Raw genomic sequence first — 21,588 nt, forward strand, 5'->3', positions numbered from 1 at the left:
GGCATCCTGCGCGGCCGCTCCGACCTGTTGGTGAGAACGGACCTGTGCTTGATCCGCCTACCTCCGTCAGCCGACTGGAATATTCTCCTCGGGCAGTTCAGTGAGCCGATCGCGCTCGCGCGCGGCCAGTGCAGAGAACACGGTCAAGGGGCCAACGCGGCCGGCGAACATCAGCGCGATGAGGATCAACTGTGCGCTGGCGGGCAGTGCGGCAGTGATCCCGGTGGTGAGACCGACGGTGGCGAAGGCCGAGGTCGCCTCGAACAGCACGCGCTCCAGGTCGTAGGGGCTCACTGCGAGGATCGCCATCGTCCCGGTCAACACCAGGCCTATGCCGAGCAGTGCCACCGACAGCGCTTGGCGCTGAGTCGATGCAGGGACGCGGCGTAGACCGACCTCGACCGCCGGGTTGCCTCGAACCTCCGCCCAGATCATCACCCCGAGCAAGGCGAAGGTGGTGACTTTGATCCCACCCGCCGTACCGGCACTGCCCCCGCCGATGAACATCAGGATGTCGGTGACCAGCCACGTCTCCGAGGTCATGGCGGACACGTCGAGAGTGTTGAATCCGGCCGTACGGGGCATCACGCCGGTGAAGGAGCCCGCGAGCAGTTTCTGCGGTACTCCCAGGGGGCCAAGCGTGTCCGGGTTCGACCATTCCGCGGTGGTGCACGCCACCGCGCCGACCACAAGCAGCGCGGCCGTGGTCCAGAGCGTGACCCGGGTGAGGATCGACCACGATCTTGGTCGGCGCCAGCGCCGGGCGAGTTCGAACACGACGGGGAAGCCCAGGCCGCCGGCGATGACGGCAGCGGACAGCACGGAGCACACCCACACGTCGCCGGAGTAGCGGACCATGTTGTCGGGGTAGAGGCCGAAGCCCGCGTTGTTGAAGGCGGACACGGCGTGAAAGACGCCGTGGTAGGCCGCCGTTGATGCTGGAAGGCCCCCAGCGGTCGCGAAGCGGATGGAAAGCAGGACCGCGGCGATCGACTCGAATGCGAGGCTGAACAGCACGACGTTCCGCATGGTTGTGCGTACGTCCGGCGCCCGCGCGGCTCGCGTCTCGGCCTGTGCGACCAGCCGTGACCGCAGGCCCACCCGCCCCACCACGATCAGCGCGACCAGGGTCGCCAACGTCATGATCCCCAGACCGCCGATCTGGATGAGGGCGAGGATGACGAGTTCCCCGAAGGTCGACCAGTGCCCGCCGGTGTCGACCGTGGTCAGCCCGGTCACACATACCGCTGATGTGGCGGTGAACAGGGCGTCGAGCACGCTTGCCCGGCCCGGCTCTTCGGTGGCCACCGGCAAGGACAGCAACAGGGTTCCGGCCACGTCGGCTGCCGCGAACGCGCCGGCGATCGCCCGTGCCGGGTGGTTGCGGAACCACTCACTCAGGGTTCCATCCTTGGGGCTTCGCCGTGTGGACCCGGACCTCACGTACTCGCCCGCCGAAACACCCCACCGGGGCGGGCGCCTAATCCAGGACGTCATGAGCGGCTGTGCCGGTGGTCGAGTCCCGCTCCGCCGCTGGCAGGTCGCCGCCAGGCGTGCGTCGCGCCTCCAGCGACTCGGCCGACCCGAGTTGCCAGGGCACGCTGGTAACCATGACCCCGGGTTGGAAGAGCAGGCGGGCCTTGAGCCGCAGCGCAGTGTGGTTGTGCAGCACCTGCTCCCACCACCGGCCGACGACGTACTCGGGGATGAACACGCAGACCACATCGCGCGGCGAGGTGCGCCGAATGCCGCGAACGTGGTCCAGGATCGGGCCGATCACGTCCCGATACGGCGAATCGAGGACGGTGAGAGGTACGGGCACATCTCGGTCAGCCCACTCCCGAAGCAGGTGCTGGGTTGACTCGGGAGAGGTTTGAACGGTGAGCGCGATGAGGGTGTCCGGGCGGGTGGCGCGGGCGAAAGCCAGCGCCCGCAACGCGGGCGTGTGCAGGCGGGAGACCAGCACCACGCCGTGGATCCGGCTGGGTAGCGTGACGCCGGCCGGAGGCGGGGTGAGCTCGACGACTATCGAGTCGTAGTGAGCCCGGATCCCCTTCATCAACAGGAACAGGATCGGCATGGCGATCACCACGAGATAGGCGCCGTGAGTGAACTTGGTGATGAGCACGATGACGAGGACCGACCCCGTGAAGAACAGTCCGACCGAGTTGATCACCCGGGCGCGCTTCATCTTGGTCCGTGCGTTCGGCTCAGTTTCAGTGCGCAGCAGCCGGGTCCAGTGCCGGACCATGCCGGTCTGGCCGAGGGTGAAGGAGACGAAGACCCCGATGATGTAAAGCTGGATCAGCTTGGTGACTTCGGCGTCGAACGCGTACACGAGCGCTCCCGCGGCCACCGCGAGCAGAACGATGCCGTTGCTGTAGGCGAGGCGGTCGCCGCGCTGACGGAGCTGGCGGGGCAGGAACCCGTCTTGCGCCAGCACTGAGCCGAGCAGGGGGAAGCCGTTGTAGGCAGTGTTCGCGGCAAAGAACAGAACCAACGCGGTGACCGCGGTCAAATACACGAAGGCGAACGAGCCGTCGCCGAACACCGCGGAGGCGACCTGGGCGATGATGGGGTCCTGGTGGTAGTCCGGCCCAGCCGGCATCCCGTTGATCAGAATGTCGGTCTCCGGGTGCTCGGCCACCTTCAAGTCGCTGAGTACGCCGAGCGCCACCAGGCCGGCGAACATCGTCACCGCCATGGTGCCCATCACCAGCAGCGTGGTAGCGGCGTTCTTGCTCTTCGGCTCGCGGAACGCGGGCACGCCATTGGCAATCGCCTCGATACCGGTCAGTGCCGCGCAACCGGAAGCGAAGGCACGCATCATCAGGAACACCAGGGCGAACCCGGCCAGGCCGACCTCCTCAGCCACAACCTCGTAGTCCGCGGTCGGGGCTCGCAGTTCGTCGTCGAGCACAATCGCCTTGAAGAGGCCCCACCCGATCAGCACGAACAAGCCCAAGACGAATCCGTAGGTCGGGATCGCGAACGCCGTCCCGGCCTCCTTGACTCCGCGCAGATTCACCAACGTCAACAACACGATGATTCCCAGGGCCACCCCCACCTTGTGCTCACCGACGAAGCCGATCGCGGAGCCCAGGTTGTCCACGCCGGCCGCGACCGAGACCGCGACGGTGAGCACGTAGTCGACCAGCAGCGCGCTCGCCACCGTGAGCCCACCGGTCTGGCCCAGGTTCTTCATCGCGATCTCGTAGTCGCCGCCACCGCTGGGGTAGGCGTGCACGTTCTGTCGGTAGGAGGCGACCACGGTGGCCATCAGGACCGCGACAGCCACGGCGAACCACATCGTGTACTGGAAGTACACGATCCCGGAGATCGACAGGACCAGGAAGATCTCCTGCGGTGCGTACGCCACCGAACTGAGCGGGTCCGAGGCGAAAATCGGGAGCGCGATGCGCTTGCGAAGCAGGGTCTCGCCAAGCCTGTCCGATCGCATCGGCCGGCCCAACAAGAGCCGCTTTGGCAGCTGGAGGACTCTCACCGCCCCAGTCAATACGTCCGACCGCCGCGGAATGCGCCCCCTAACGCCGCTCTAGCAACTGAGCTCGCGATCTTGACGCGTCCTTAACACCTGCGGCGCTCACTCTCTTCGCGGCGTGAGATCTCTCGCCGCCCGCGTGGACGTCGGGAACGCGTCCTGATCTTCGGGCGCGGCGTAGCGATCCCGTCAAGAAGTGCCGGACACTGCCTGAACCCGCGCTTTCGTAGCTGGTGTCGCCCTCCCGGGCGAACCAGACGGAAGCGAGCGGAGCGATGCGAGACCTGATGTTTCTCGGCCTGACGGTCGGGGTGTTCGTCCTCCTCGACGTGGTGGTGCGGGGGTGGAGCGGTTCTGATGACCTCCACCGGCGCCGGCGTCGTGTTCCTCGGCTCGCTCGTGCTCGCCCATGCGCTCTGCTTCCGACCGCTCGGGGACTACATGTACCGCGTCTACACCTCGACGCGGCACCTGCGCGTCGAGCGCGGGATCTACCGCGCGATCGGCGTCGACCCACAGGCCGAACAGCGGTGGAGCGCCTACGCGTTCACAGCTCGCGGGGCGCGATCAGCTGGTGGGCACCCCGAGTTCGGTGAGCAGCGTCCGCACCCGCGCTGTGATCTGGTCGACGATGCGCCGCACGGTGTCCAGGTCCTGGCCCTTGGGGTCGTCCAGGGACCAGTCCTCGTAGCGCTTGCCGGGGAAGATCGGGCAAGTCTCGCCGCAGCCCATGGTGACGACGACGTCGGCCTCGGCGACGCCGTCCGGGGTCAGCAGCTTGGGGTGCTCGCCGTCGGTGCCGAGGCCGCGCTCGTGCAGGACCTGCACGACGACCGGGTTGAGCGCATCGCCGGGCTCGCTGCCAGCTGACCGGGCGTCAACACGGCCACCGCTGTGATGCTCCGTCAGAACTTTGGCGGCGAGGCTGCGCCCGCCGTTGTGGACGCAGGCGAACAGGACGATCGGGCGGACGTCACTCATCGGGGAACCTCCGTGGGATCGCCGGCCGCAGCGACGTCCGCGGCGACGGCCTTGGCGTTGGGATACAGGGCCAGCACCGCGCCCAGAGCGAGCGCGCCGCCGAGCAGTTGGGCGAGGACGAACGCGGGGACACTGGTCGGGTCGATGCCGGCGAAGGTGTCGCTCAGGGTTCGCCCGATCGTGATCGCGGGGTTGGCAAAGCTGGTGCTGGAGGTGAACCAGTACGCCGCGGTGATGTAGCCGCCGACGGCGTAGGCGACCGAGCTGCCCCGCCCACTGCGAACGACGCCGAAGATGACCACAACCAGGCCGAAGGTCGCGATGACCTCGCCGAGGAGAAGGTCCGCACCCGTGCGCTCGTGTTCGCTGACCGTCACGGCCGAGAGGTCGTACATCAGATTGGCCAGCACGACGCCGGCGCAGCACCCGGCGGTCTGGGCTGTGGCCAGCGCGACGGCGGTGCGGTTGTCGATCGCGCCGAGGACGCGCTCGACCAGGGTGACCACCGGATTGAACGCCGCCGAGACCGGGCCTAGTGCCAGGATCAGCGCGACCAGGGCGGCACCGGTGATCACGGCGTTGATCAGAAGCTGCAGGGCCACGTCATCGGTGAGGCGCACGGCCGAGATGCCGGAGCCGACCACGGTCGCGGCGAGCAGCGCGCTGCCGATCAGTTCGGCGAGCAGTTTGCGGGCAAGGGGGTTCGGCATCTCAGCAGCAGGTCGGGTCGATGACCCGGCACAGAGCGCCGAGGTTCTCCAGCACCGGCCGGTAGTAGGTGTTGGTGCCCTTCTTGCGTCCTTCGATCAGCCCGGCGTCACGGAGTTGCTTGAGGTGGTGGCTGATCGTGGCCTCGGACAGCCCGACCGCGGGCGCGAGGTCGCAGGTGCACACCCCGGGTTCGCGCTCGGCGAGGAGGAGGCTCATCAGCTGGACGCGCACCGGGTCCGCGAGGGCTTTGAGGCGCAGGGCGATCTCCAGGGCGGACTGCGCGTCCACGACGCCGGCGGCGATCGGGGAGCAGCGGACCGCTGAGGTCGTGTCGAGTACGGGCAGGGGCTTCGGCATGGCTGTCACGCTCCGTGCTTCTTCGACGTATGTCAAGCAAACTCTTGACGAACGTCGAATCTTGCCGCCCGGTTTACCTCCTTCGATGAATGTCGAAGAAGCTGAGCCGTGGAGGAACCGACGTGAGCGCCGAGATCAGTGGATCCCAGGTCCGAACCGCCGGTCAGGACGGGCGGCCCGGGCTGGCGATCGGCAGCCCGAGAAGGTCGGCGGCATCGAGAAGGCGGTGGTCGTAGCTGACGAACGCTTCCAGCCCGGCCCCGAAGATCGAGCTGGCGGTCGCCAGGTGGATTGCGTCGAGAGTGCGCAGCAGCGGGTCGGGCATGGCGGCGGCTGCCGCCCGGACTACCTCGTCGATCTCGTATCGGTCCAGGCGGGCCAGCACCGCCGGCACTGCCTGGAGAAGCGTCGGTTCGACCCGCATGATGGCGCGGGGCAGCTCCACCTCGACCAGCATCGAGGCGACCCGTGCGGCCCCGCCGCGCTCGTCGAGCCAGTCCGCCAGTGCCTCAGACTCCGCCTCGCGACGGACCAGTTTCACCAGCGCAGCGGTGTCCAGATAGAGCACTCAGTACCGCTCGTCGTCCCGCAGCTGCCGCAGCAGCTCCCCGGCCTCGTCGGTGTCGCGGACAGGCCCGACCGGACGTGGCGCCGGCCCGCCGATGGTGGCCGGGTGCAGCCGCCCGGAGGCGATCAGCTCGGCCAGCGGGTGCGGCTGGGCCGGGACCAGGCGGGCGATGACGACCCCGCGCTCGGTCACGTTGATCGACTCACCGCGCTTGACCCGCGCCAGCACACCCGCGGTGTTCTGATTCAGCTCGCGCACCGGAACTTCAGTCACCGTACCAATGTACTACGTCTCGTTACTACATCGCCGGGTACGGCGTCTCTACCAGCCATTACGGCGTTCGGCCTGGTCCGCGGGCGGTCCGCGCAGTAGGCGCACCCGGCACTACGCTCGCCCGAAGACCGGCGGCGACACGACCGTGGCAGACCGGCTCGGCCAGGCCCGGCAAGAATCATCGGCACCGATCTGGCACGTATCTGGCAGGAGCAGCCAATGCGGACCGTCAGTGGTGAGACAGGAGGTGGTCGCAAGCGTCCTACCAGCGCAAATGCATGCTTGGGGCGGTAGCTCAGCTGGTTAGAGCAGGGGACTCATAATCCTCCGGTTCGTGGGTTCGAGTCCCACCCGCCCCACTGGGTGGCTACAGGTTGCTGTGGTTGCCTGCGTTCGCAGTGTTCGGCCTGCTGAGCAAGGGATTCGTGCAAATTGCGGTGCCTGTGGCGTCCTAGAGATGCCATAGGCGGTGGTGACCAGGGGATTCTGGGGCGAGCGTCGCGTGGAGCTATCCGTGGAGCGGAATTTTCGGGGGCACCGGCCGAGGAACTCGGTCTCGACGACCGCTCGGGTGTGGGCCCGACCGCTCGCCCAGATGATCAGATGAAACGTTGACATTAGAGCATTAGTGTATACGATAAATCTGATCGTTTCTAGAAGGAGTCCCGGTGTCCCGCCCCCCTGCCGATCTCTCGGCCGCGCTGTCGGACCTGCCTGGCACATTCACTCTCGCTGAGGCGGCCGAGGCCGGTTTGAGCCGGCACGGCCTGTACCGGTTGCTCGATGAGGGGGAGCTGATGGCGCTGCGTAGGGGCCTCTACCGGCGCACTGATGCGGCTCCGGTCGACCTGGATCTGATCACGGCGGCCAGGGCGGCGCCGCGCGCAACGCTCTGTCTGGCCACGGCGTTGGCCCATCACGGCCTCAGTGATGCGATCCCGGCCGCGCCGGACATCGCGCTACCGCGGGGGACGCGGGCGCCGGCCGGTGCACATGCGCAATGGCACTTCTTCGCACCTGAGACGTTCGACCTCGGCCGCGGCACCTTGGTGTTGGAAGTGGGCACGGCGATCGGTCTGTATTCGCCGCAGCGCTGCATCATCGACGCGTTCCGTACCCGCAGAACTGAGGGCCATGAGCTCGCGATCGACGCGTTGAAGGAGTGGCTGCGCCAGCGCGGCTCCCAACCCTCGGAGTTGATGGCGTTCGCGGCGCATTGGCCGCGGGTCCTCGCGCCGTTGCGGTCGGCGTTGGCGATCCTGCTGTGAGCGGATGGCTGGGCCAGAACCGCGTCCCAGCGCTGGGATTATTCTGACCTAGCGTCAGTCGTGGAGGTGACACCGCATCAGAGCAGCTCACGGCTGCGGTGTACGGCCTCCATGCAGGCGTCGAAGCTCGGCCGGTTTGCGGTGGGCCAGACGAGTTGGGCGAGGACTCGTTGGTCGTACTCGGCTCGCGCGGCGGCGAGGTGAGGGCTGTCGGTGAACGCCGGGCTGGCCGCGAATCCTCCGGTTGGCCTGGGCCTGGCGGGCATGTCCGCGGCGTGGGAGTAGGTGCAGACATCGCGGGCCAGGATCGCGATCCCGTGCTCGCCGATGTCGGCGACAATCTCCGGGCGCGCCAGGAGTTGGTGCACGTCGTAGTAGTGCCGTGCACCGCGGATCGCGGCCTTGGGGTCCGGCGAGGTGTGCGCGGTGTGCAGCAACACGAGCTTCTCGACCAGGGTCCGGCACGGGGCCAGGACGCGTACGTGGACCGGCTCCGCTTCGGGCGTTCCCTCGATCTGGTTGGCGGCGTGTTGAGCGAGCAAGGACGCGACGGCCGTTGGTGTCGAGGGCAGTCCGCCACCGCGAGAGCCGAGTTCGAGGAACACCCCGGAGGACAGGCCACCCAGGGTGGTGTCGGGTCGCGGACGGTAGTGGAATCGAGCGCCGCGCTTGGCGCCTTTTGAGGTCGCCTCCGGAACGGGCTTCGCATCCAGGGTGGTGGCGCGGACCGCGCCGTCGATGAGTCCCTTGAGGATGCGGTCGCGCGCGCCGGCGCTGTGATCGGTGGACAGGATGACGAGGATGTCTACGTCCTCGGAGAACCGCTGGATCAACGAGAACGCCTTGGACAGGCTTGTGCCGCCCTTGAACACCACCTCCACGCCCGCCGCCTGGGCGGCCCGGGTCACCCCGCGCAGAACCTCGGTTACCCAGAAATCCTTCTCGACGTGCTCGGCGGGAATTCCGATCTGGTCCGCCACCGAGGCGGACAACGCGGCCACAGCGTCGGGATCGGTGACGAGGGCAACTGGCATCAGGCGGCGACCGTCGCCCAACGCTCGCGGGCCTGCACCCGTGGCTCGTTGGTGGCCTGGGTGTCGAGCACGTGGGCTCGGACGGTGCCGTCGGCGATGAGGTCACGGATGCGCTCGGCGACCTGGGGCCAGGTGGCTTCGGCCGAGTCTGGGTCGCGCAGTATCTCCATCACGGCGACCTCCGCGGGGGTGAGGCGGTGCTCGCGCCGGGAGTAGGGGCGGGAACGGAAACGCACGCCCGGCATCGGCTCAGGAACTTTGCCGGGTACGGCGACCTCGACAGTGGCGGGGACCTGGGTGGTCAGGCCGAGAAGGTGGGCGGCGGCGACACCGGACGGGCCGGCTCCCGGACCGCAGACGGCCACGGCGACCTCGAGAACCGAGGGGCGGGTCATGCCGAAGCGGGTCTTCTTGCCCCGCCAGTACAGGCCGCGGCGCACCCGGATCAGTTCACCCGCGGCCGCGAGGCGGCTCAGCGCGGACTCGACGGCCCGGTCGCCGCCGGCGAAGTCCCGGCGACGGAAGAACGTCTCAGTTCGGGCGTGCTGGACCCGCGCCCGGGCAGCGCCGGCAGCAGACTCAGATCCGAGCGTCTTCATGCCAGGAAACACTACCGGAAAGCTGGCAGAAACGGGAGGGTTCTTGCGCCCGAGCAACCTCGTCGATGGGGGCACGGAGACGCCGCCAGTCCCGGATGCTCGAGGGCCAGGCGTCGTAATCGCGTGGAGCTATTCGTGGAGCGAAATGGAGTCAACCGCAGAGGTTGTAGGCGTGCGGAGCAAGACGGATTGAAGCCGTAGATGCAGGTAGAGGCCCTGGAGGCCCCGATCCGGGGGTCTCATAATCCTTCGGTCGCGAGTTCGAGCCTCGCCCGCCCCACTGGTCGCCTATGGGGTGCTGGAATTGCCTGCGTTTGCAGTGTTGAGCCCTTCTGAGCAAGGGATTCGCGCAAATCGCGATGCCGTGGCGTCCTGGAGATGCCGGAGGTGGTGGTGACCAGGGGATTTCTGGGGCGGCGTCGCGTGGAGCTATCCGTGGAGCGGAATTTTCGGGGCACAGGCCGAGAAGCTCGGTCTCGACGACGGCTCGGGTGTGCGCGCGGGTCGCCTGCCCAGGTTATCAGATGAAACGTTGACATTAGAGCTCTAGTGTATACGATAGATCTGATCGTTTCTGGAAGGAGTCCCCGGTGTCCCGGCCACCTGCAGATCTTTCGGCCGCGCTGTCGGACCTGCCTGGCACATTCACTCTCGCGCAGGCGGCCGAGGCCGGTTTGAGCCGGCACGGCCTGTACCGGTTGCTCGATGAGGGGGAGTTGATGGCGTTGCGTAGGGGCCTCTACCGACGCACTGATGCGGCTCCGGTCGACCTGGATCTGATCACGGCGGCCAGGGCGGCGCCGCGCGCAACGCTCTGTCTGGCCACGGCGTTGGCCCATCACGGCCTCAGTGATGCGATCCCGGCCGCGCCGGACATCGCGCTACCGCGGGGGACGCGGGCGCCGGCCGGTGCACATGCGCAATGGCACTTCTTCGCACCTGAGACGTTCGACCTCGGCCGCGGCACCTTGGTGTTGGAAGTGGGCACGGCGATCGGTTTGTACTCGCCGCAGCGCTGCATCATCGACGCGTTCCGTACCCGCAGAACTGAGGGCCATGAGCTCGCGATCGACGCGTTGAAGGAGTGGCTGCGCCAGCGCGGCTCCCAGCCCTCGGAGTTGATGGCGTTTGCGGCGTATTGGCCGCGGGTCCTCGCGCCGTTGCGGTCGGCGTTGGCGATCCTGCTGTGAGTGGCCCGTCGCGGGCGACGGTGGCGGGTCGTGCGTACCGGGACCTGCAAGCCCTGTCTGCGCGTGAGAATCGATCGACGCAGGAGCTGCTCGCGTTGTACGCGCTGGAGGGGTTTCTGGACCGGCTCAGCGTCTCGAATCGGGCCGGCGACATGGTCCTCAAGGGCGGGGTGTTGCTGGCCGCATACGGCACCCGTCGGCCCACCCGGGATGTGGACCTTCACACTGCCGCGAGCTCCAACGACACCGCCACCGTGCTCAGGATGGTGCGCGAGATCGCGGGGCTGGGCCGGGAGGATGGCCTGGCCTACGACACGGCCGGAGCGAGTGCCCGCACGATCCGTGACGAGGACGAGTACTCGGGGGTCCGCGTCAAGCTCACCTGCGTGCTCGCGAGCGCTGTGATTCCGTTTGACGTCGATGTCAACGTCGGCGACGCGGTCTGGCCCGTACCCGGTCCGGTGGAGGTCCCGCGGCTGTTGGGCGGGTCGATCACCGTGCTCGGCTATTCCCTACCGATGGTGTTCGCGGAGAAGATCGTCACCGCGGTACAGCGAGGCGATACGAGCACACGCTGGCGTGACTTCGCAGACATCTACCTTCTGAGTGGTCGTCACAACATTGACGGGACTGAACTCGACCGCTCGCTGCGCACGGTCGCCGAGCACCGAGGAGCACGCATGGCGCCCCTCGGCGTTCTCCTGGCGAGCTACCGCGCTATCGGGCAAACCAAGTGGGTCGCCTGGGTGCGTAAACAACGCCTCACCGACCGGTTGCCCGAGAACTTCGCCGACGTGCTCGACGCCGTGATCGCATTCGCGGATCCGGCCATAAGCGGTCACGCGACAGGGCAGGTCTGGGACCCCGCTCGCCGGTCCTGGCAGCGATGAGACCCAGCCCCGGCGTGGAGCAATTCGTGGAGCGAAATGGAGCCAACTGCAGAGGCTGTAGGCGTCTGGAGCAAGACGGGCTGATGCCATAGATGCAGGTAGTAGCCCTGGAGGCCTCGATCCGGGGGTCTCAGAATCCTTCGGTCGCGAGTTCGAGCCTCGCCCGCCCCACTGGTCGCCTATGGGGTGCTGGAATTGCCTGCGTTTGCAGTGTTGAGCCCTTCTGAGCAAGGGATTGCGCAAATCGCGATGCCGTGGCGTCCTGGAGATGCCAGAGGTGGTGGTGACCAGGGGATTCTGGGGCGGGCGTCGCGTGGAGCTATCCGTGGAGCGGGAAGGGGCGTCGTCGGCTGGGCGGCGTGGTGCGGTGCGTGCCGAAGGCGTTGCACTATTGCGGTTGAGTCTTACTCTGGGGTCATGTCGGAGGTTCTTGAGGTCCGCCCGGGCCAGCTCGCTTTGAGCGAGTTGGCGGCGTTCGAACGATTCCTGGAGCCGGTTCGGCGGGTCGGGCAGACGCCGCGGTTGGTAGGGCCCGACGGGGATGCAATGGAGCTACCACGCGGCATCCACGACCTGTTGGTCTCGATCATCGACCAGCTCAAGGCCGGCAACGGGATCACGGTTATCCCGATGCACGCCGAGCTGACGACGGTAGAGGCGGCGGCGCTGTTGAACGTGAGCCGCCCGTTCCTGATCAAGCAACTGGGGGCCGGGGAGTTGGCGTTCCACATGGTCGGTACGCATCGCCGGCTCCGGCTCGCTGACGTCCTGGCCTACCGGGACCGCACCGATGCGAGAGCCGAAGCGGCCTTGGCTGCGCTGTCGGAGCAGGGCGAGGATCTCGGTCTCTACGACCGGTAGAGGCCGCAGATGACGGGCTACGTCGTCGTGCTCGATGGGAATGTCTTGTACGGCATCGAGGTCACCGACTCCTTCGCATCCATGGCCACCCACCGGCTGTTCCGTCCGCACTGGTCACCGCAGATCTTCGACGAGGTCGAACGCAACCTGTCCTTGCGGCCGGACCTGGACCCGGCCGCGATCCGCCGACGTCTCGACCTGCTCAACCAGGCCCTGCCCGGCGCGTTGAGTACGTTGCCGGACTCGCTCATTGAGGCGATGTCGTTGTCGCACCGACGCCCCACCGAATCCGCGTCCGCGCCGACTTGCGATGCCGGATGGATCAGTACCCGCGCTCACCCGCCGGCAGATTGCGTATTGCAGTGGATGGCCCGGGGTGAAACCAACGCTCGGATCCCGCGCCGCCTGTCGATTACCGAGGGCACGGTGAAAAGCCATGTGCAGAGCATCTTGCGCAAGCTCGGGGCAGCGAATCGAGCCGAGGCGGCGGCGTTTTGGTCACAGATCGAACGGGGGACGGGCCAGCGCTGAGAGCGCCATTCTTGGGAGGTTTTTGACAGCAGGAATTCCCGGCACGTACGTCCTCAGTCGCTGAATGCCAGTCCCTAAGAGACCTTGAGGAACCCCGTGATCATCCCGGTCAGGTCCTCGGCGATGCGTGTGAGGGACTCCATCGACTGCACGATGTTGCTCAAGACCATGCGGATGATGGTTTCCACCGCCGACAGCAGGTGTTCGTGGTCCAGGCCGGGCTGGTGAAGCTCGGCGATTTCGGTCATGCGGGGCCGCGTGTGGGTCACGATACTGCCCGAACCGCTGGTGAGTAGCTCGAGGAACTGGTTACCGGCGCCGGCGCCGAGCATCGTGCGCAGCGCGGGGTCCTCTGACCCACGCCGCAGTAGGTAGTGGATACCCGCCCGCCACTGCTCGACCGGCTCGTCCTTGCTGAGGAATGACATCTCGAAGCCGTCGAGGAAGCTGTTCGACAGGTGCTCGATCATCGCGGCCGCGAGTCCCTCGCGTCCGTCGAAGCTGTTGTACATCGTCTGGCGGCTCACCCCGACTCGCTTGGCCACCGACTGCATCTGCAATCCGCGCCAGCCGTGCTCGACGAGCTCAGCGATCGCCCCGTCCAGCAACTCTTCGCGCTTCTGGCGCGCTATCCGCTGGGCCTGGGTTCCTTGCACCACGGTCACAGGCGCATTCTCCCACGTCCCAACCATTGGACACAGAGCGAGCGCAGTTGCCATAGATGGACAATAAAAGGTTTGACGCCCACGTGCTAGACAACAGAGGGTCGTATGTACATACTTCGTGTGACCGGCAGCACACGCCGACGATCGGGACCAGCCCGTTCGTCGCGGCGAACGACCGAGATCCACGGGTCACCCGGAGTTCGCTCGCAACCCATACAACGCGGTAAGGGAGCGATGATGACCAGTACGCCCACCGGGTCGCTGATCTTCACCAGCGGCAACCCAGAGCGCCCATACGACGAGGTGGACTTGTCCTCGCGGGCGTTCTGGGACAAGAGCGATTTTGAGCGGGACAAGAGCTACGCGGTGTTGCGGGACAGTCCCTCGATCACCTGGCATCGCCCGTTCGAGGACCAGCTACTGCCCGAGCCCGAGGACTTCGGATTCTGGGCGATGACCCGCCACGAGGATGTGGTCGCGGTGACGAAGAATCACCAGGACTTCCTGTCGGGCCCGGGTACGACGATGGAGAACCTGCCGCAGATCTTTCTCGACGGTGCCCAGTCGATCATCGCGATCGACCCGCCCCGTCATGCGACGTTGCGTCGGTTGATCTCGGGTGTGTTCACCCCGAAGCAGATGCGGCGGCTCAACACACAGATTCAGACCAACGCCAAGCTGGCGGTGGAGAACCTGGTGGCGAAGGCGGCCGCGAACGGTGGTCATGCCGATTTCGTCGCCGAATGCGCAGCGCTGATGCCGATGAACAACATCAACGACATGATGGACGTGCCGCAGGCTGAGCGTGAGGAAGCCGCTCACCACACGATGGTCGCGATGTCGTGGAACGACCCGGAGATCGCCGGGGCCACCAAGGCGGAGATGGCCGGAGCGCTCATCAGAGCCGTCGAATACTGCCACGGCCTGGCCATCCGGCTGGCCACCGAGCGACGGAAGAATCCCGGTCCCGATTTGGTCTCAGCGCTAGCGGCAGCCGAGGTGGACGGCCAGCAGCTCACCGACTTCGAGATCGGTTCGTTCTTCATGTTGTTGACCATCGCGGGCAACGACACAACCCGTCAGTCGACCAGTCACGGCCTGGCGGCCTTGACGGAGTTCCCCGAGCAGCGGAAGTGGCTTCTCGAGGATCTCCCCGGGCGCGTTCCCGGTGCGGTCGAGGAGATCCTGCGCTGGGCCAGCCCCATCATGACGTTCCGCCGGACCGCCAGCCGCGATGTGGAGTGGCGGGGCCGCCAGATCACCAAGGGCGACAAGGTGGTGATGTTCTACTCCTCGGCCAATCGGGACGCTCGCCGGTTCGACCGTCCATGGGAGCTCGACCTGTCCCGCTCACCGAACCCGCACCTGAGTTTCGGTGGCGGCGGGATCCACCACTGCCTGGGTAACCAGCTCGCCCGGACCCAGCTCCAGGCGATCTTCACGGAGTTGTTGACCCGGTGCCCCGACATTCGGTCCGGAACGCCGGTGATGACGGAGAGCAACTTCTTCAACATCGTCAAGCGCCTGCCATGCACGGTCTGAGCGGGACCCCTTCCTCTGCACGGCCGCTGCGGGGGATCTGATGCTGCGTAAGGTGTTGGTGGCCAACCGCGGCGAGATCGCGGTTCGGGTGATCCGGGCCTGCCGCGACTTGGGCATCATCTCGGTCGCGGCGTACTCCGAGGCCGACGCCGGCTCGCTGCACGTCGAGCTGGCCGATGAGTCGGTGCTGCTGGGGCCCGCACCGGCCAAGGACAGCTACCTCGACATCTCCCGGATCGTCGACGCGGCCATCGGAGCCAACTGCGACGCAGTGCACCCGGGCTACGGATTCCTCTCCGAGAACCCGGAGCTGGCGCAGGCCTGCGCGCAGGTCGGCATCACGTTCATCGGGCCGTCGCCGGAGGTGATCGCGACCGTGGGCGACAAGGTCTCGGCCCGGGTGGCCGCACAGAAGGCCCAGGTGCCGGTGGCGCCCGGAAGCGACCGGCTGCAGAACGCCGAGGAGGCACTGCAGTACGCCACCGACGTCGGCTTCCCGGTGCTGCTCAAAGCAGCCGCCGGCGGCGGCGGCCGAGGGATCCGCCGGGTTGACGCTCCCGACCAACTGCCCGCCGCGTTCGAGGCGGCGGCACGGGAGGCACAGGCCGCGTTCGGCGACGGCGGCCTGTTCGTGGAGAAGGCCATCTCCCCGGCCAGGCACATCGAGATCCAGATCCTGGCGGACGGGGTAAACATCGTACACCTCGGTGAGCGGGAATGCTCGCTGCAGCGCCGACGCCAGAAACTGGTCGAGGAGACCCCCGCGCCGGGCCTGCCCCAACAGCTGCGTGACGAACTCGGCGCCGCGGCCACGCGACTTGCCGCCGAGGTCGGATACCTTGGAGCCGGGACCGTGGAGTTCCTCGTCGACCCCGACACCTGGAACTACTACTTCATCGAGGTAAACGCCCGCATCCAGGTCGAGCACGGGATCACCGAACTGGTCACCGGCGTGGACCTGGTCACCGCGCAGCTACGGATCGCGGCAGGCCTCCCGCTCGGATTCACCCAAACGCGATCGTGGCAAGCGGGTCGGCGATGGAGTTCCGGATCAACGCCGAGAACCCAAAGAAGAAGTTCTTCCCATCCCCGGGAACGCTCTCTCTGCTGCGGCTACCCACAGGCCCAGGCGTGCGGGTGGACACCGGGTTCGAATCCGGGCGTGAAATACCGCCGTACTACGACTCGCTGCTGGCCAAAGTGATGGTCTGGGCACCGGACCGGTCGCAGGCGCTCGCCCGGGCGCGACGCGCCCTGGCGGAACTCACCGTCCAAGGGGTGGCCTCCACCGTGGAGCTGCACCGCCGCATCGTCGGCTGGGACAAGTTCCGCGACGGCGTCTTCCACACCGAATCGCTCGAAGAGCTCCTGGCCGGAGATTGGGAGTACGCCTGATGACCGACGCACCTTGCCGGATCGGAGCGGGTTCAGGGTTCTGGGGCGACATGATCGACCCGGCAGTCGAGCTCGCCAACGAAGGACGCATCGACTACCTGTGCTTCGACCTGCTGGCCGAACTGACGATGTCGATCCTGCAACGCCGCAAGATCCGTAACCCCGGCGCGGGATACATCACCGACCTGGCGCCGATGATCCGGCAGGTTCTCCCCGCCGCGACGCGCAACGGCGTGAAGATCATCACGAACGGCGGCGGCGCGAACCCACCGGCCGGTGCGCACGCCATCGCCGAGGTAGCGCTCGAACTTGGACATCCCGAGCTGCGGATCGGGGTAATCGAAGGCGACGACCTGACCGACCGCATCCAAGGGATCCGCCGCGACGGCTGGCGGTTCGCGAACCTCGAAACCGGCGAGCAGGACATCGACCGCATCGCCGACCGAGTAGTCGCAGCCCATGCCTACACCGGCTCGGACGGCATCATCGCGGCCCTCGGCGACGCCGCGGACGTCGTGCTCGGCGGGCGCTTGGCGGATTCGGCGCTGTACTGCGGACCGCTCATGCACCACTTCGGCTGGACCTTCACCGCCCACGACTGGGAACGCATCGGCGCCGCCCTCACGATCGGTCACGTGCTCGAATGCGCCGGACTCTGTTCCGGCGGAATGTCGTCCCAGTGGCGCCACGCGAAGGACGTTTGGCGGCTCGGATTCCCGCTCGCGGAGGTCGCCGCCGACGGCACCGCCACCATCGAGAAGGTGAAGGGGTCCGGCGGGCTCATCAACCGGTGGACGGTGAAGGAACACCTCCTCTACGAGGTCCACGACCCACACTCCTATCTACTCCCGGACGCGATCGTCGACCTCGGCGGCGTGCGGGTCACCGAGGTCGGCCCGGACCAGGTGCGTCTGATCGGCATGACCGGCCGCGAGCGACCGGACACACTCAAGGTCCAGATCGGCTACCAGGACGGATTCATCGCCGAGAGCCGCGCCCTTATCTCCTGGCCCGACGCGCTGGAGAAGGCCGACTGGTGCGAGGAACTCGTACGCAGGCGGTTGGAGTACATCGGGGTCACCCCACTCGAGCAGCGCTACGACCGCGTCGGTGTCAACGCGCTCGCGGGTTCAGCGGCGCCCGATCCCGGCTACGAGCCCAACGAGGTCGACTTCCGGATGGTCGTCAAGACGCGCACCAAGGCCGAAGCGGAAGTCGCCCGACGTGCGCTGCTGCTGCCCGCGACCGCCGGACCGGTCGGCACAGCGTTCGGCGCGCCCTCGCCGGTGCGCGAGGTGATCGCACTGTGGCCCACCCTCGTCCCGCGCAGCCTGATCGACGAGGCCGTCACCGTCAGCAGCGCCAGGGAGTTGCAGCATGCGCGTACATGACCTGTCCTACGTCCGATCCGGGGACAAGGGCGATATCGCTAATGTCGTTGTGCTTGCCCGCGATGCCGACGCCTACTCGCGTCTCGCGCAGGAGTTGCTACCCGAGGCGATCGCCGCGCACATGGGTGAGCTGGTTCAGGGGCCGATCACGGTGTATCCCATGCCGAACCTGGAGGCCTTCCAGATCGTCATGTACGGCGCGCTGGGCGGCGGCGCAACCCGAACTCTTCGTTTCGACGCCACCGGTAAGTCGATGTGCACGATCCTGTCCCGGATGCCGCTGCGCGAGGGCGAGGCACTCCAGTGAGCGACGCGGCTGTCCTCTACGAACGTCAGAACGGTGTGGCCTGGCTGACCATCAATCGTCCCGAATCCCACAACGCCCTGAGCAAGGGGGTGCGCGACGGTTTGCGTGAGGGTTTCGCCCGTTGCGCGGCGGACGACGCAGCTCATGTCCTTGTCCTGACCGGCGCGGGCGACCGGGCGTTCTGCTCCGGAGGAGACCTCAAGGAGATGGCGGAGCTGGGGATCTCGGTCCCACCGCCAGGCTTCATGCCTCATCTGCAGCGCGACGTAAAGCTCGACAAGCCGGTGATCGCCGCCGTCAACGGAATCGCCTACGGCGGAGGCTTTCTGCTCGCCCAGATGTGTGATCTGTGCTTGGCTGCCGACCACGCCCGCTTGGGCATCACCGAGGCCCGCTGGGGCCGCGGCGCACCCTGGGCCGCGCCGCTGCCCTGGATGATTCCACCACGGGCCGCGCTCGAGCTGCTTCTCACAGCCGAACCGATCGGCGCGACGCGCGCCTTCGAGATCGGGTTGGTCAATCGGGTGGTCCCAGCCGCGGAGCTGAGAGCCGCAGCCCAATCACTCGGCGAGCAGATCGCGGCCAACGCTCCACTTTCGGTGCGGGCCGGCAAGGCAATGGTCTACGCATCCGCCGAACACGGCTGGCGGGATGGTCTGGACATGGCCGACGCACTCTACGAACCGGTGTACCTCAGCCAGGACGCACAAGAAGGACCCCGCGCGTTCACCGAGCGCCGAGCACCGTCCTGGGTCGGCCGATAGCCCGGCGCTGACGGCCGAGCCCGCCCGCTCCGGACTCTCAGCCCCGGATCGCCGCACACGAAAGGAATGCCCATGTCCAACGACGCCATGTCCAGGGACACCGCATCCACGTCCGCGCCCACACACGCGTTGGAAACCGAACTCTTCGACCGCTCCGAGCGGGCCCGGGCCGGTGGTGGTCCGAAGTATCAGCTGGCCAGCGCTGCGCAGGGCAAGCTGCCGGTGCGGACGAGGCTGGAACTGCTCCTCGATCCCGGCTCGTTCATCGAGGACGGGTTACTCGCCCGCACGCTCGACGACAACCTCGCCGCCGACGCGGTCGTCACCGGGATCGGACGCATCGATGGCCGCTCGGTATGCGTGATCGCGAACGACCCGACCGTCAAAGCCGGGGCCTGGGGCCGCCAGACGATCCGGAAATACACGCGCATCCAGGAGCAGGCGCTGCGCGCCCGTTGCCCATTGCTGTTCCTCGTGGACTCCGCCGGTGCACGCCTGGATGAGCAGTTCGACCTGTTCGTCGACCGCCAGCACGCCGGGCGCATCTTCTGGAACCAGTGCAGGACCTCTGGCCACATACCGCAGATCTGCATCCTGTTCGGCCCCTCGCCGGCCGGCGCCGCCTACATCCCCGCGTTCTGCGACGCGACGATCATGGTCGATGGCAACGCGAGCGCCTTCCTCGGCTCACCACGGATGGTGGCCATGGCCACCGGCGAGCAGGTCACCGCCGAGGAGATGGGCGGCGCCCGGATGCACTGCCGGGTCAGTGGCCTGGGCGACTACCTGGCAAAGGACGACGAGGAGGCGCTGGCGATCGCGCGCCGCTACCTGTCCTACCTGCCCCAGCACTGGGAGGACAGTCCACCGCCGGCGCCGCCGCTGCCCCCGGTCCAAGGCCGTTCCATCACCGAGATCGTTCCCCCGCTGGAGCGAATCCCGTTCGACATGTACGAGCTGATGAGGGCTCTGTTCGACGAGGGCAGCATCTTCCCGCACCGCGACCGGTTCGCGAAGGAACTGATCACGGCCTTCGCGCGGCTCGACGGGCGGGCGGTGGGCGTCGTAGCGAGCCAGCCCAAACAGAAGGGCGGGATCCTCACCAGCGACAGCGCTGACAAGGGCGCGCAGTTCGTACAGCTGTGCAACGCCTACGGCCTGCCGCTGCTGTTCCTAGCGGACACCCCTGGGTTCATGGTCGGCCAACAGGTCGAGCGTGCCGGAATCATCCGCCACGGCGCGAAGTACCTGTCCGCGATCGCGGCGTGCACCGTTCCACGCATCTGTGTAGTGGTGCGAAAGGCTTACGGCGCCGCCTATCTGGCGATGTCCGGGGCCACCTTCGACCCGGACGCGATCATCTCGCTGTCCACGGGTCGGATGGCGATCATGGGTGCGGACCCGGCGGTCAACGCCATTTACGCCAACAAGATCGAAGCAATCGAGGACCTCGAGGAACGGGCGGCGTTCGTCGAGTGCAAGCGCGCGGAATACGGGGTCGACCTCGACATCTTCCGCGTCGCCTCGGCGTTCTACGTCGACGCCGTGACCCCCGCCGAACAGCTGCGGGACGAGTTGATCGGACGCTTCGCTCACTACTCGGGCAAAGCCCGCCCCCTTGCACAGCGCCACCATGCCGTGATTCGCGGCTGAGACACCCGCTCATCCCGACCCCCGCCGGTGACCCGCTGGGCGCCCGAAATGATTAGAGGAAACGATGACACACGCCACCCCGGCGACGCTGGGACTCTCGGCGTTCGCCCCCGACATCGCAGGCACGCTACGGATCGCGCGCGCCGCGGACGAAGCCGGCCTCGACACGACCTGGACGAGCGAGCTGTTCAACCGCTCGGCGACGATCGCCTTGGCCGCGATGGCCGGGGTGACTCGGCGTTGCAAACTCGGCTCGGCGATCACCTACGGGGTCGGACGCAGCCCGCTGACGATGAACGCGGAAGCTCGTGACCTGGACGAGCTCTCGGGCGGTCGGTTCGTTCTCGGGCTGGGCAACGGCACCCGCCGGATGATCTCCGAATGGCACGGGCTCGACCCCGACGCCCCGGCCGTCCGGATGGAAGAGCTTGTGGGCCTGCTGCGGAAACTGTGGAACGTCCACCAGGCACCGATCGACCACGAGGGCCGCTTCTACCGGTTGAAGTTCCGGCCCATCGAGAACACCCCGCCGCCGTTGAGTGCCCGCCTGCCGATCTACACAGCCGGAGTTAACCCCCGGATGATCGAGAGTGCCGGGCGGGTGGCCGACGGACTCATCGCGCACCCCATCTGCTCGCCGAAATACCTCGAGGAGGTCGTGCGCCCGGCTGTCGCCCGGGGCGCGGATCACGCCGGCCGGGCCGCGGAGGATGTGGCGGTCACGAGCATGATCATCTCGGTGATCCACGATGACGAGGAACGGGCGCGTGACGAGGCGGCAAACCAGATCGGGTTCTACTCCTCGGTCAAGTCCTACCACGGGGTGCTCTCCGCCGGAGGCTTCGGCAAGGAGGCCGCGCAGATCCGCGAGGCCTTCGCCGCCCGAGATCTGCAAGCGATGCGCCGGGCCGTCACCGATCCCATGATCGACGAGTTGGCGGTGGCAGGGACCGCCGAGCAAGTGATGACCGGCCTCAAACGGTACGACGGCGTGCTCGACCACACGATCATCTACGCGCCGACGCACAACATCGCGGCCGAACGGGTCGAGGAGAACCTGCTTTCGCTAATCGCGATGGTCGCGCAGTCGCAGGCGGTGGTCTGAG

General features: G+C 67.2%; 22 protein-coding genes, 1 tRNA gene and 2 pseudogenes. 15 read left to right on the forward strand and 10 right to left on the reverse strand.

Annotated elements, in window-relative coordinates:
- Positions 1-66 precede the first annotated feature (66 nt).
- Together H0X00_RS00920 and H0X00_RS00925 are read right to left on the reverse strand one after the other, a co-directional pair.
- Entirely contained in the window at positions 67-1,338 is a 1,272-nt protein-coding gene (locus H0X00_RS00920; protein ID WP_293766645.1) for a TrkH family potassium uptake protein, read from the reverse strand.
- A gap of 142 nt (positions 1,339-1,480) precedes the next feature.
- Positions 1,481-3,460 carry an APC family permease gene (locus H0X00_RS00925; RefSeq protein ID WP_367186378.1) on the reverse strand — a complete coding sequence of 660 codons (1,980 nt, stop codon included), beginning with the start codon at positions 3,458-3,460 and terminating at the stop codon, positions 1,481-1,483.
- A gap of 399 nt (positions 3,461-3,859) precedes the next feature.
- Here H0X00_RS00925 and H0X00_RS23580 point away from each other — a divergent pair.
- Positions 3,860-4,042, forward strand: a pseudogene (locus H0X00_RS23580) (potassium-transporting ATPase subunit KdpA); the annotation flags it as partial.
- A gap of 27 nt (positions 4,043-4,069) precedes the next feature.
- Here H0X00_RS23580 and H0X00_RS00930 read toward each other — a convergent pair.
- The 5 genes from H0X00_RS00930 to H0X00_RS00950 all read right to left on the reverse strand — a co-directional run bounded on the left by H0X00_RS00930 (position 4,070) and on the right by H0X00_RS00950 (position 6,392).
- On the reverse strand, positions 4,070-4,483 hold the full coding sequence (locus H0X00_RS00930; protein WP_293766650.1) for an arsenate reductase ArsC: 414 nt from the start codon (positions 4,481-4,483) through the stop codon (positions 4,070-4,072).
- Positions 4,480-5,193: an aquaporin gene (locus tag H0X00_RS00935; RefSeq protein ID WP_293766652.1), complete on the reverse strand. Its 714-nt coding sequence runs from the start codon at positions 5,191-5,193 to the stop codon at positions 4,480-4,482. The genes H0X00_RS00930 and H0X00_RS00935 overlap by 4 nt, the downstream gene beginning before the upstream one ends.
- 1 nt (position 5,194) lies before the next feature.
- Positions 5,195-5,551, reverse strand: a complete 357-nt coding sequence (locus H0X00_RS00940) for an Rv2640c family ArsR-like transcriptional regulator (protein ID WP_293766654.1) — start codon at positions 5,549-5,551, stop codon at positions 5,195-5,197.
- 163 nt (positions 5,552-5,714) lie between these two features.
- The gene (locus H0X00_RS00945; protein ID WP_293766656.1) at positions 5,715-6,119 is read right to left on the reverse strand and encodes a type II toxin-antitoxin system VapC family toxin; all 405 of its coding nucleotides are present in this window, start codon (positions 6,117-6,119) and stop codon (positions 5,715-5,717) included.
- Positions 6,120-6,392: a type II toxin-antitoxin system Phd/YefM family antitoxin gene (locus H0X00_RS00950; protein WP_293766658.1), complete on the reverse strand. Its 273-nt coding sequence runs from the start codon at positions 6,390-6,392 to the stop codon at positions 6,120-6,122.
- Between the two features lie 284 nt (positions 6,393-6,676).
- On the opposite strand from H0X00_RS00950, the gene H0X00_RS00955 reads away from it, so the two are divergent.
- Together H0X00_RS00955 and H0X00_RS00960 are read left to right on the forward strand one after the other, a co-directional pair.
- Positions 6,677-6,751 (forward strand) — tRNA-Ile (locus H0X00_RS00955).
- Between the two features lie 309 nt (positions 6,752-7,060).
- Entirely contained in the window at positions 7,061-7,660 is a 600-nt protein-coding gene (locus H0X00_RS00960; protein ID WP_293766660.1) for a type IV toxin-antitoxin system AbiEi family antitoxin domain-containing protein, read from the forward strand.
- A 77-nt stretch (positions 7,661-7,737) separates the two neighbouring features.
- Here the strand turns inward: H0X00_RS00960 and H0X00_RS00965 are convergent, their stop codons facing one another.
- Positions 7,738-8,694 carry a nucleotidyl transferase AbiEii/AbiGii toxin family protein gene (locus H0X00_RS00965; RefSeq protein ID WP_293766662.1) on the reverse strand — a complete coding sequence of 319 codons (957 nt, stop codon included), beginning with the start codon at positions 8,692-8,694 and terminating at the stop codon, positions 7,738-7,740.
- Positions 8,694-9,293 (reverse strand): DUF6088 family protein, encoded by a 600-nt coding sequence (locus H0X00_RS00970; protein WP_293766665.1) that lies wholly within the window; start codon positions 9,291-9,293, stop codon positions 8,694-8,696. The genes H0X00_RS00965 and H0X00_RS00970 overlap by 1 nt, the downstream gene beginning before the upstream one ends.
- 590 nt (positions 9,294-9,883) lie before the next feature.
- Between H0X00_RS00970 and H0X00_RS00975 the strand changes: the two genes are divergently transcribed.
- The 4 genes from H0X00_RS00975 to H0X00_RS00990 all read left to right on the forward strand — a co-directional run bounded on the left by H0X00_RS00975 (position 9,884) and on the right by H0X00_RS00990 (position 12,765).
- Positions 9,884-10,483, forward strand: coding sequence for a type IV toxin-antitoxin system AbiEi family antitoxin domain-containing protein (locus H0X00_RS00975; protein ID WP_293766668.1), 600 nt, complete (start codon positions 9,884-9,886; stop codon positions 10,481-10,483).
- 95 nt (positions 10,484-10,578) lie between these two features.
- Positions 10,579-11,373 carry a nucleotidyl transferase AbiEii/AbiGii toxin family protein gene (locus H0X00_RS00980; protein ID WP_293766670.1) on the forward strand — a complete coding sequence of 265 codons (795 nt, stop codon included), beginning with the start codon at positions 10,579-10,581 and terminating at the stop codon, positions 11,371-11,373.
- Positions 11,374-11,790: 417 nt separating this feature from the next.
- Positions 11,791-12,234: an excisionase family DNA-binding protein gene (locus H0X00_RS00985; RefSeq protein WP_293766672.1), complete on the forward strand. Its 444-nt coding sequence runs from the start codon at positions 11,791-11,793 to the stop codon at positions 12,232-12,234.
- Positions 12,235-12,243: 9 nt separating this feature from the next.
- Positions 12,244-12,765, forward strand: coding sequence for a LuxR C-terminal-related transcriptional regulator (locus H0X00_RS00990; RefSeq protein WP_293766674.1), 522 nt, complete (start codon positions 12,244-12,246; stop codon positions 12,763-12,765).
- A 74-nt stretch (positions 12,766-12,839) separates the two neighbouring features.
- On the opposite strand, the gene H0X00_RS00995 is transcribed toward H0X00_RS00990, so the two are convergent.
- Entirely contained in the window at positions 12,840-13,484 is a 645-nt protein-coding gene (locus tag H0X00_RS00995) for a TetR family transcriptional regulator (protein WP_293766676.1), read from the reverse strand.
- Between the two features lie 183 nt (positions 13,485-13,667).
- Here H0X00_RS00995 and H0X00_RS01000 point away from each other — a divergent pair, with 183 nt between their 5' ends.
- From H0X00_RS01000 to H0X00_RS01035, 8 genes and pseudogenes are all read left to right on the forward strand, one after another.
- Positions 13,668-14,972 carry a cytochrome P450 gene (locus H0X00_RS01000; RefSeq protein ID WP_293766678.1) on the forward strand — a complete coding sequence of 435 codons (1,305 nt, stop codon included), beginning with the start codon at positions 13,668-13,670 and terminating at the stop codon, positions 14,970-14,972.
- Positions 14,973-15,012: 40 nt separating this feature from the next.
- Positions 15,013-15,912 (forward strand): annotated as a pseudogene (locus H0X00_RS01005) (biotin carboxylase N-terminal domain-containing protein); the annotation flags it as partial.
- A gap of 98 nt (positions 15,913-16,010) precedes the next feature.
- Positions 16,011-16,367 (forward strand): hypothetical protein, encoded by a 357-nt coding sequence (locus H0X00_RS01010; protein WP_293766680.1) that lies wholly within the window; start codon positions 16,011-16,013, stop codon positions 16,365-16,367.
- Positions 16,367-17,758 (forward strand): acyclic terpene utilization AtuA family protein, encoded by a 1,392-nt coding sequence (locus H0X00_RS01015; RefSeq protein WP_293766682.1) that lies wholly within the window; start codon positions 16,367-16,369, stop codon positions 17,756-17,758. Before H0X00_RS01010 ends, H0X00_RS01015 begins: the two co-directional genes overlap by 1 nt.
- Positions 17,745-18,065, forward strand: coding sequence for a hypothetical protein (locus H0X00_RS01020; protein WP_293766684.1), 321 nt, complete (start codon positions 17,745-17,747; stop codon positions 18,063-18,065). Before H0X00_RS01015 ends, H0X00_RS01020 begins: the two co-directional genes overlap by 14 nt.
- On the forward strand, positions 18,062-18,829 hold the full coding sequence (locus H0X00_RS01025) for an enoyl-CoA hydratase-related protein (protein ID WP_293766685.1): 768 nt from the start codon (positions 18,062-18,064) through the stop codon (positions 18,827-18,829). The genes H0X00_RS01020 and H0X00_RS01025 overlap by 4 nt, the downstream gene beginning before the upstream one ends.
- 72 nt (positions 18,830-18,901) lie before the next feature.
- Positions 18,902-20,482 (forward strand): acyl-CoA carboxylase subunit beta, encoded by a 1,581-nt coding sequence (locus tag H0X00_RS01030; RefSeq protein WP_293766686.1) that lies wholly within the window; start codon positions 18,902-18,904, stop codon positions 20,480-20,482.
- Positions 20,483-20,546: 64 nt separating this feature from the next.
- Positions 20,547-21,587, forward strand: coding sequence for an LLM class flavin-dependent oxidoreductase (locus tag H0X00_RS01035; RefSeq protein ID WP_293766687.1), 1,041 nt, complete (start codon positions 20,547-20,549; stop codon positions 21,585-21,587).
- The last annotated feature ends 1 nt before the right edge of the window (position 21,588 follow it).

This window comes from Sporichthya sp. (assembly GCF_013815995.1).
GTDB lineage: Bacteria > Actinomycetota > Actinomycetes > Sporichthyales > Sporichthyaceae > Sporichthya.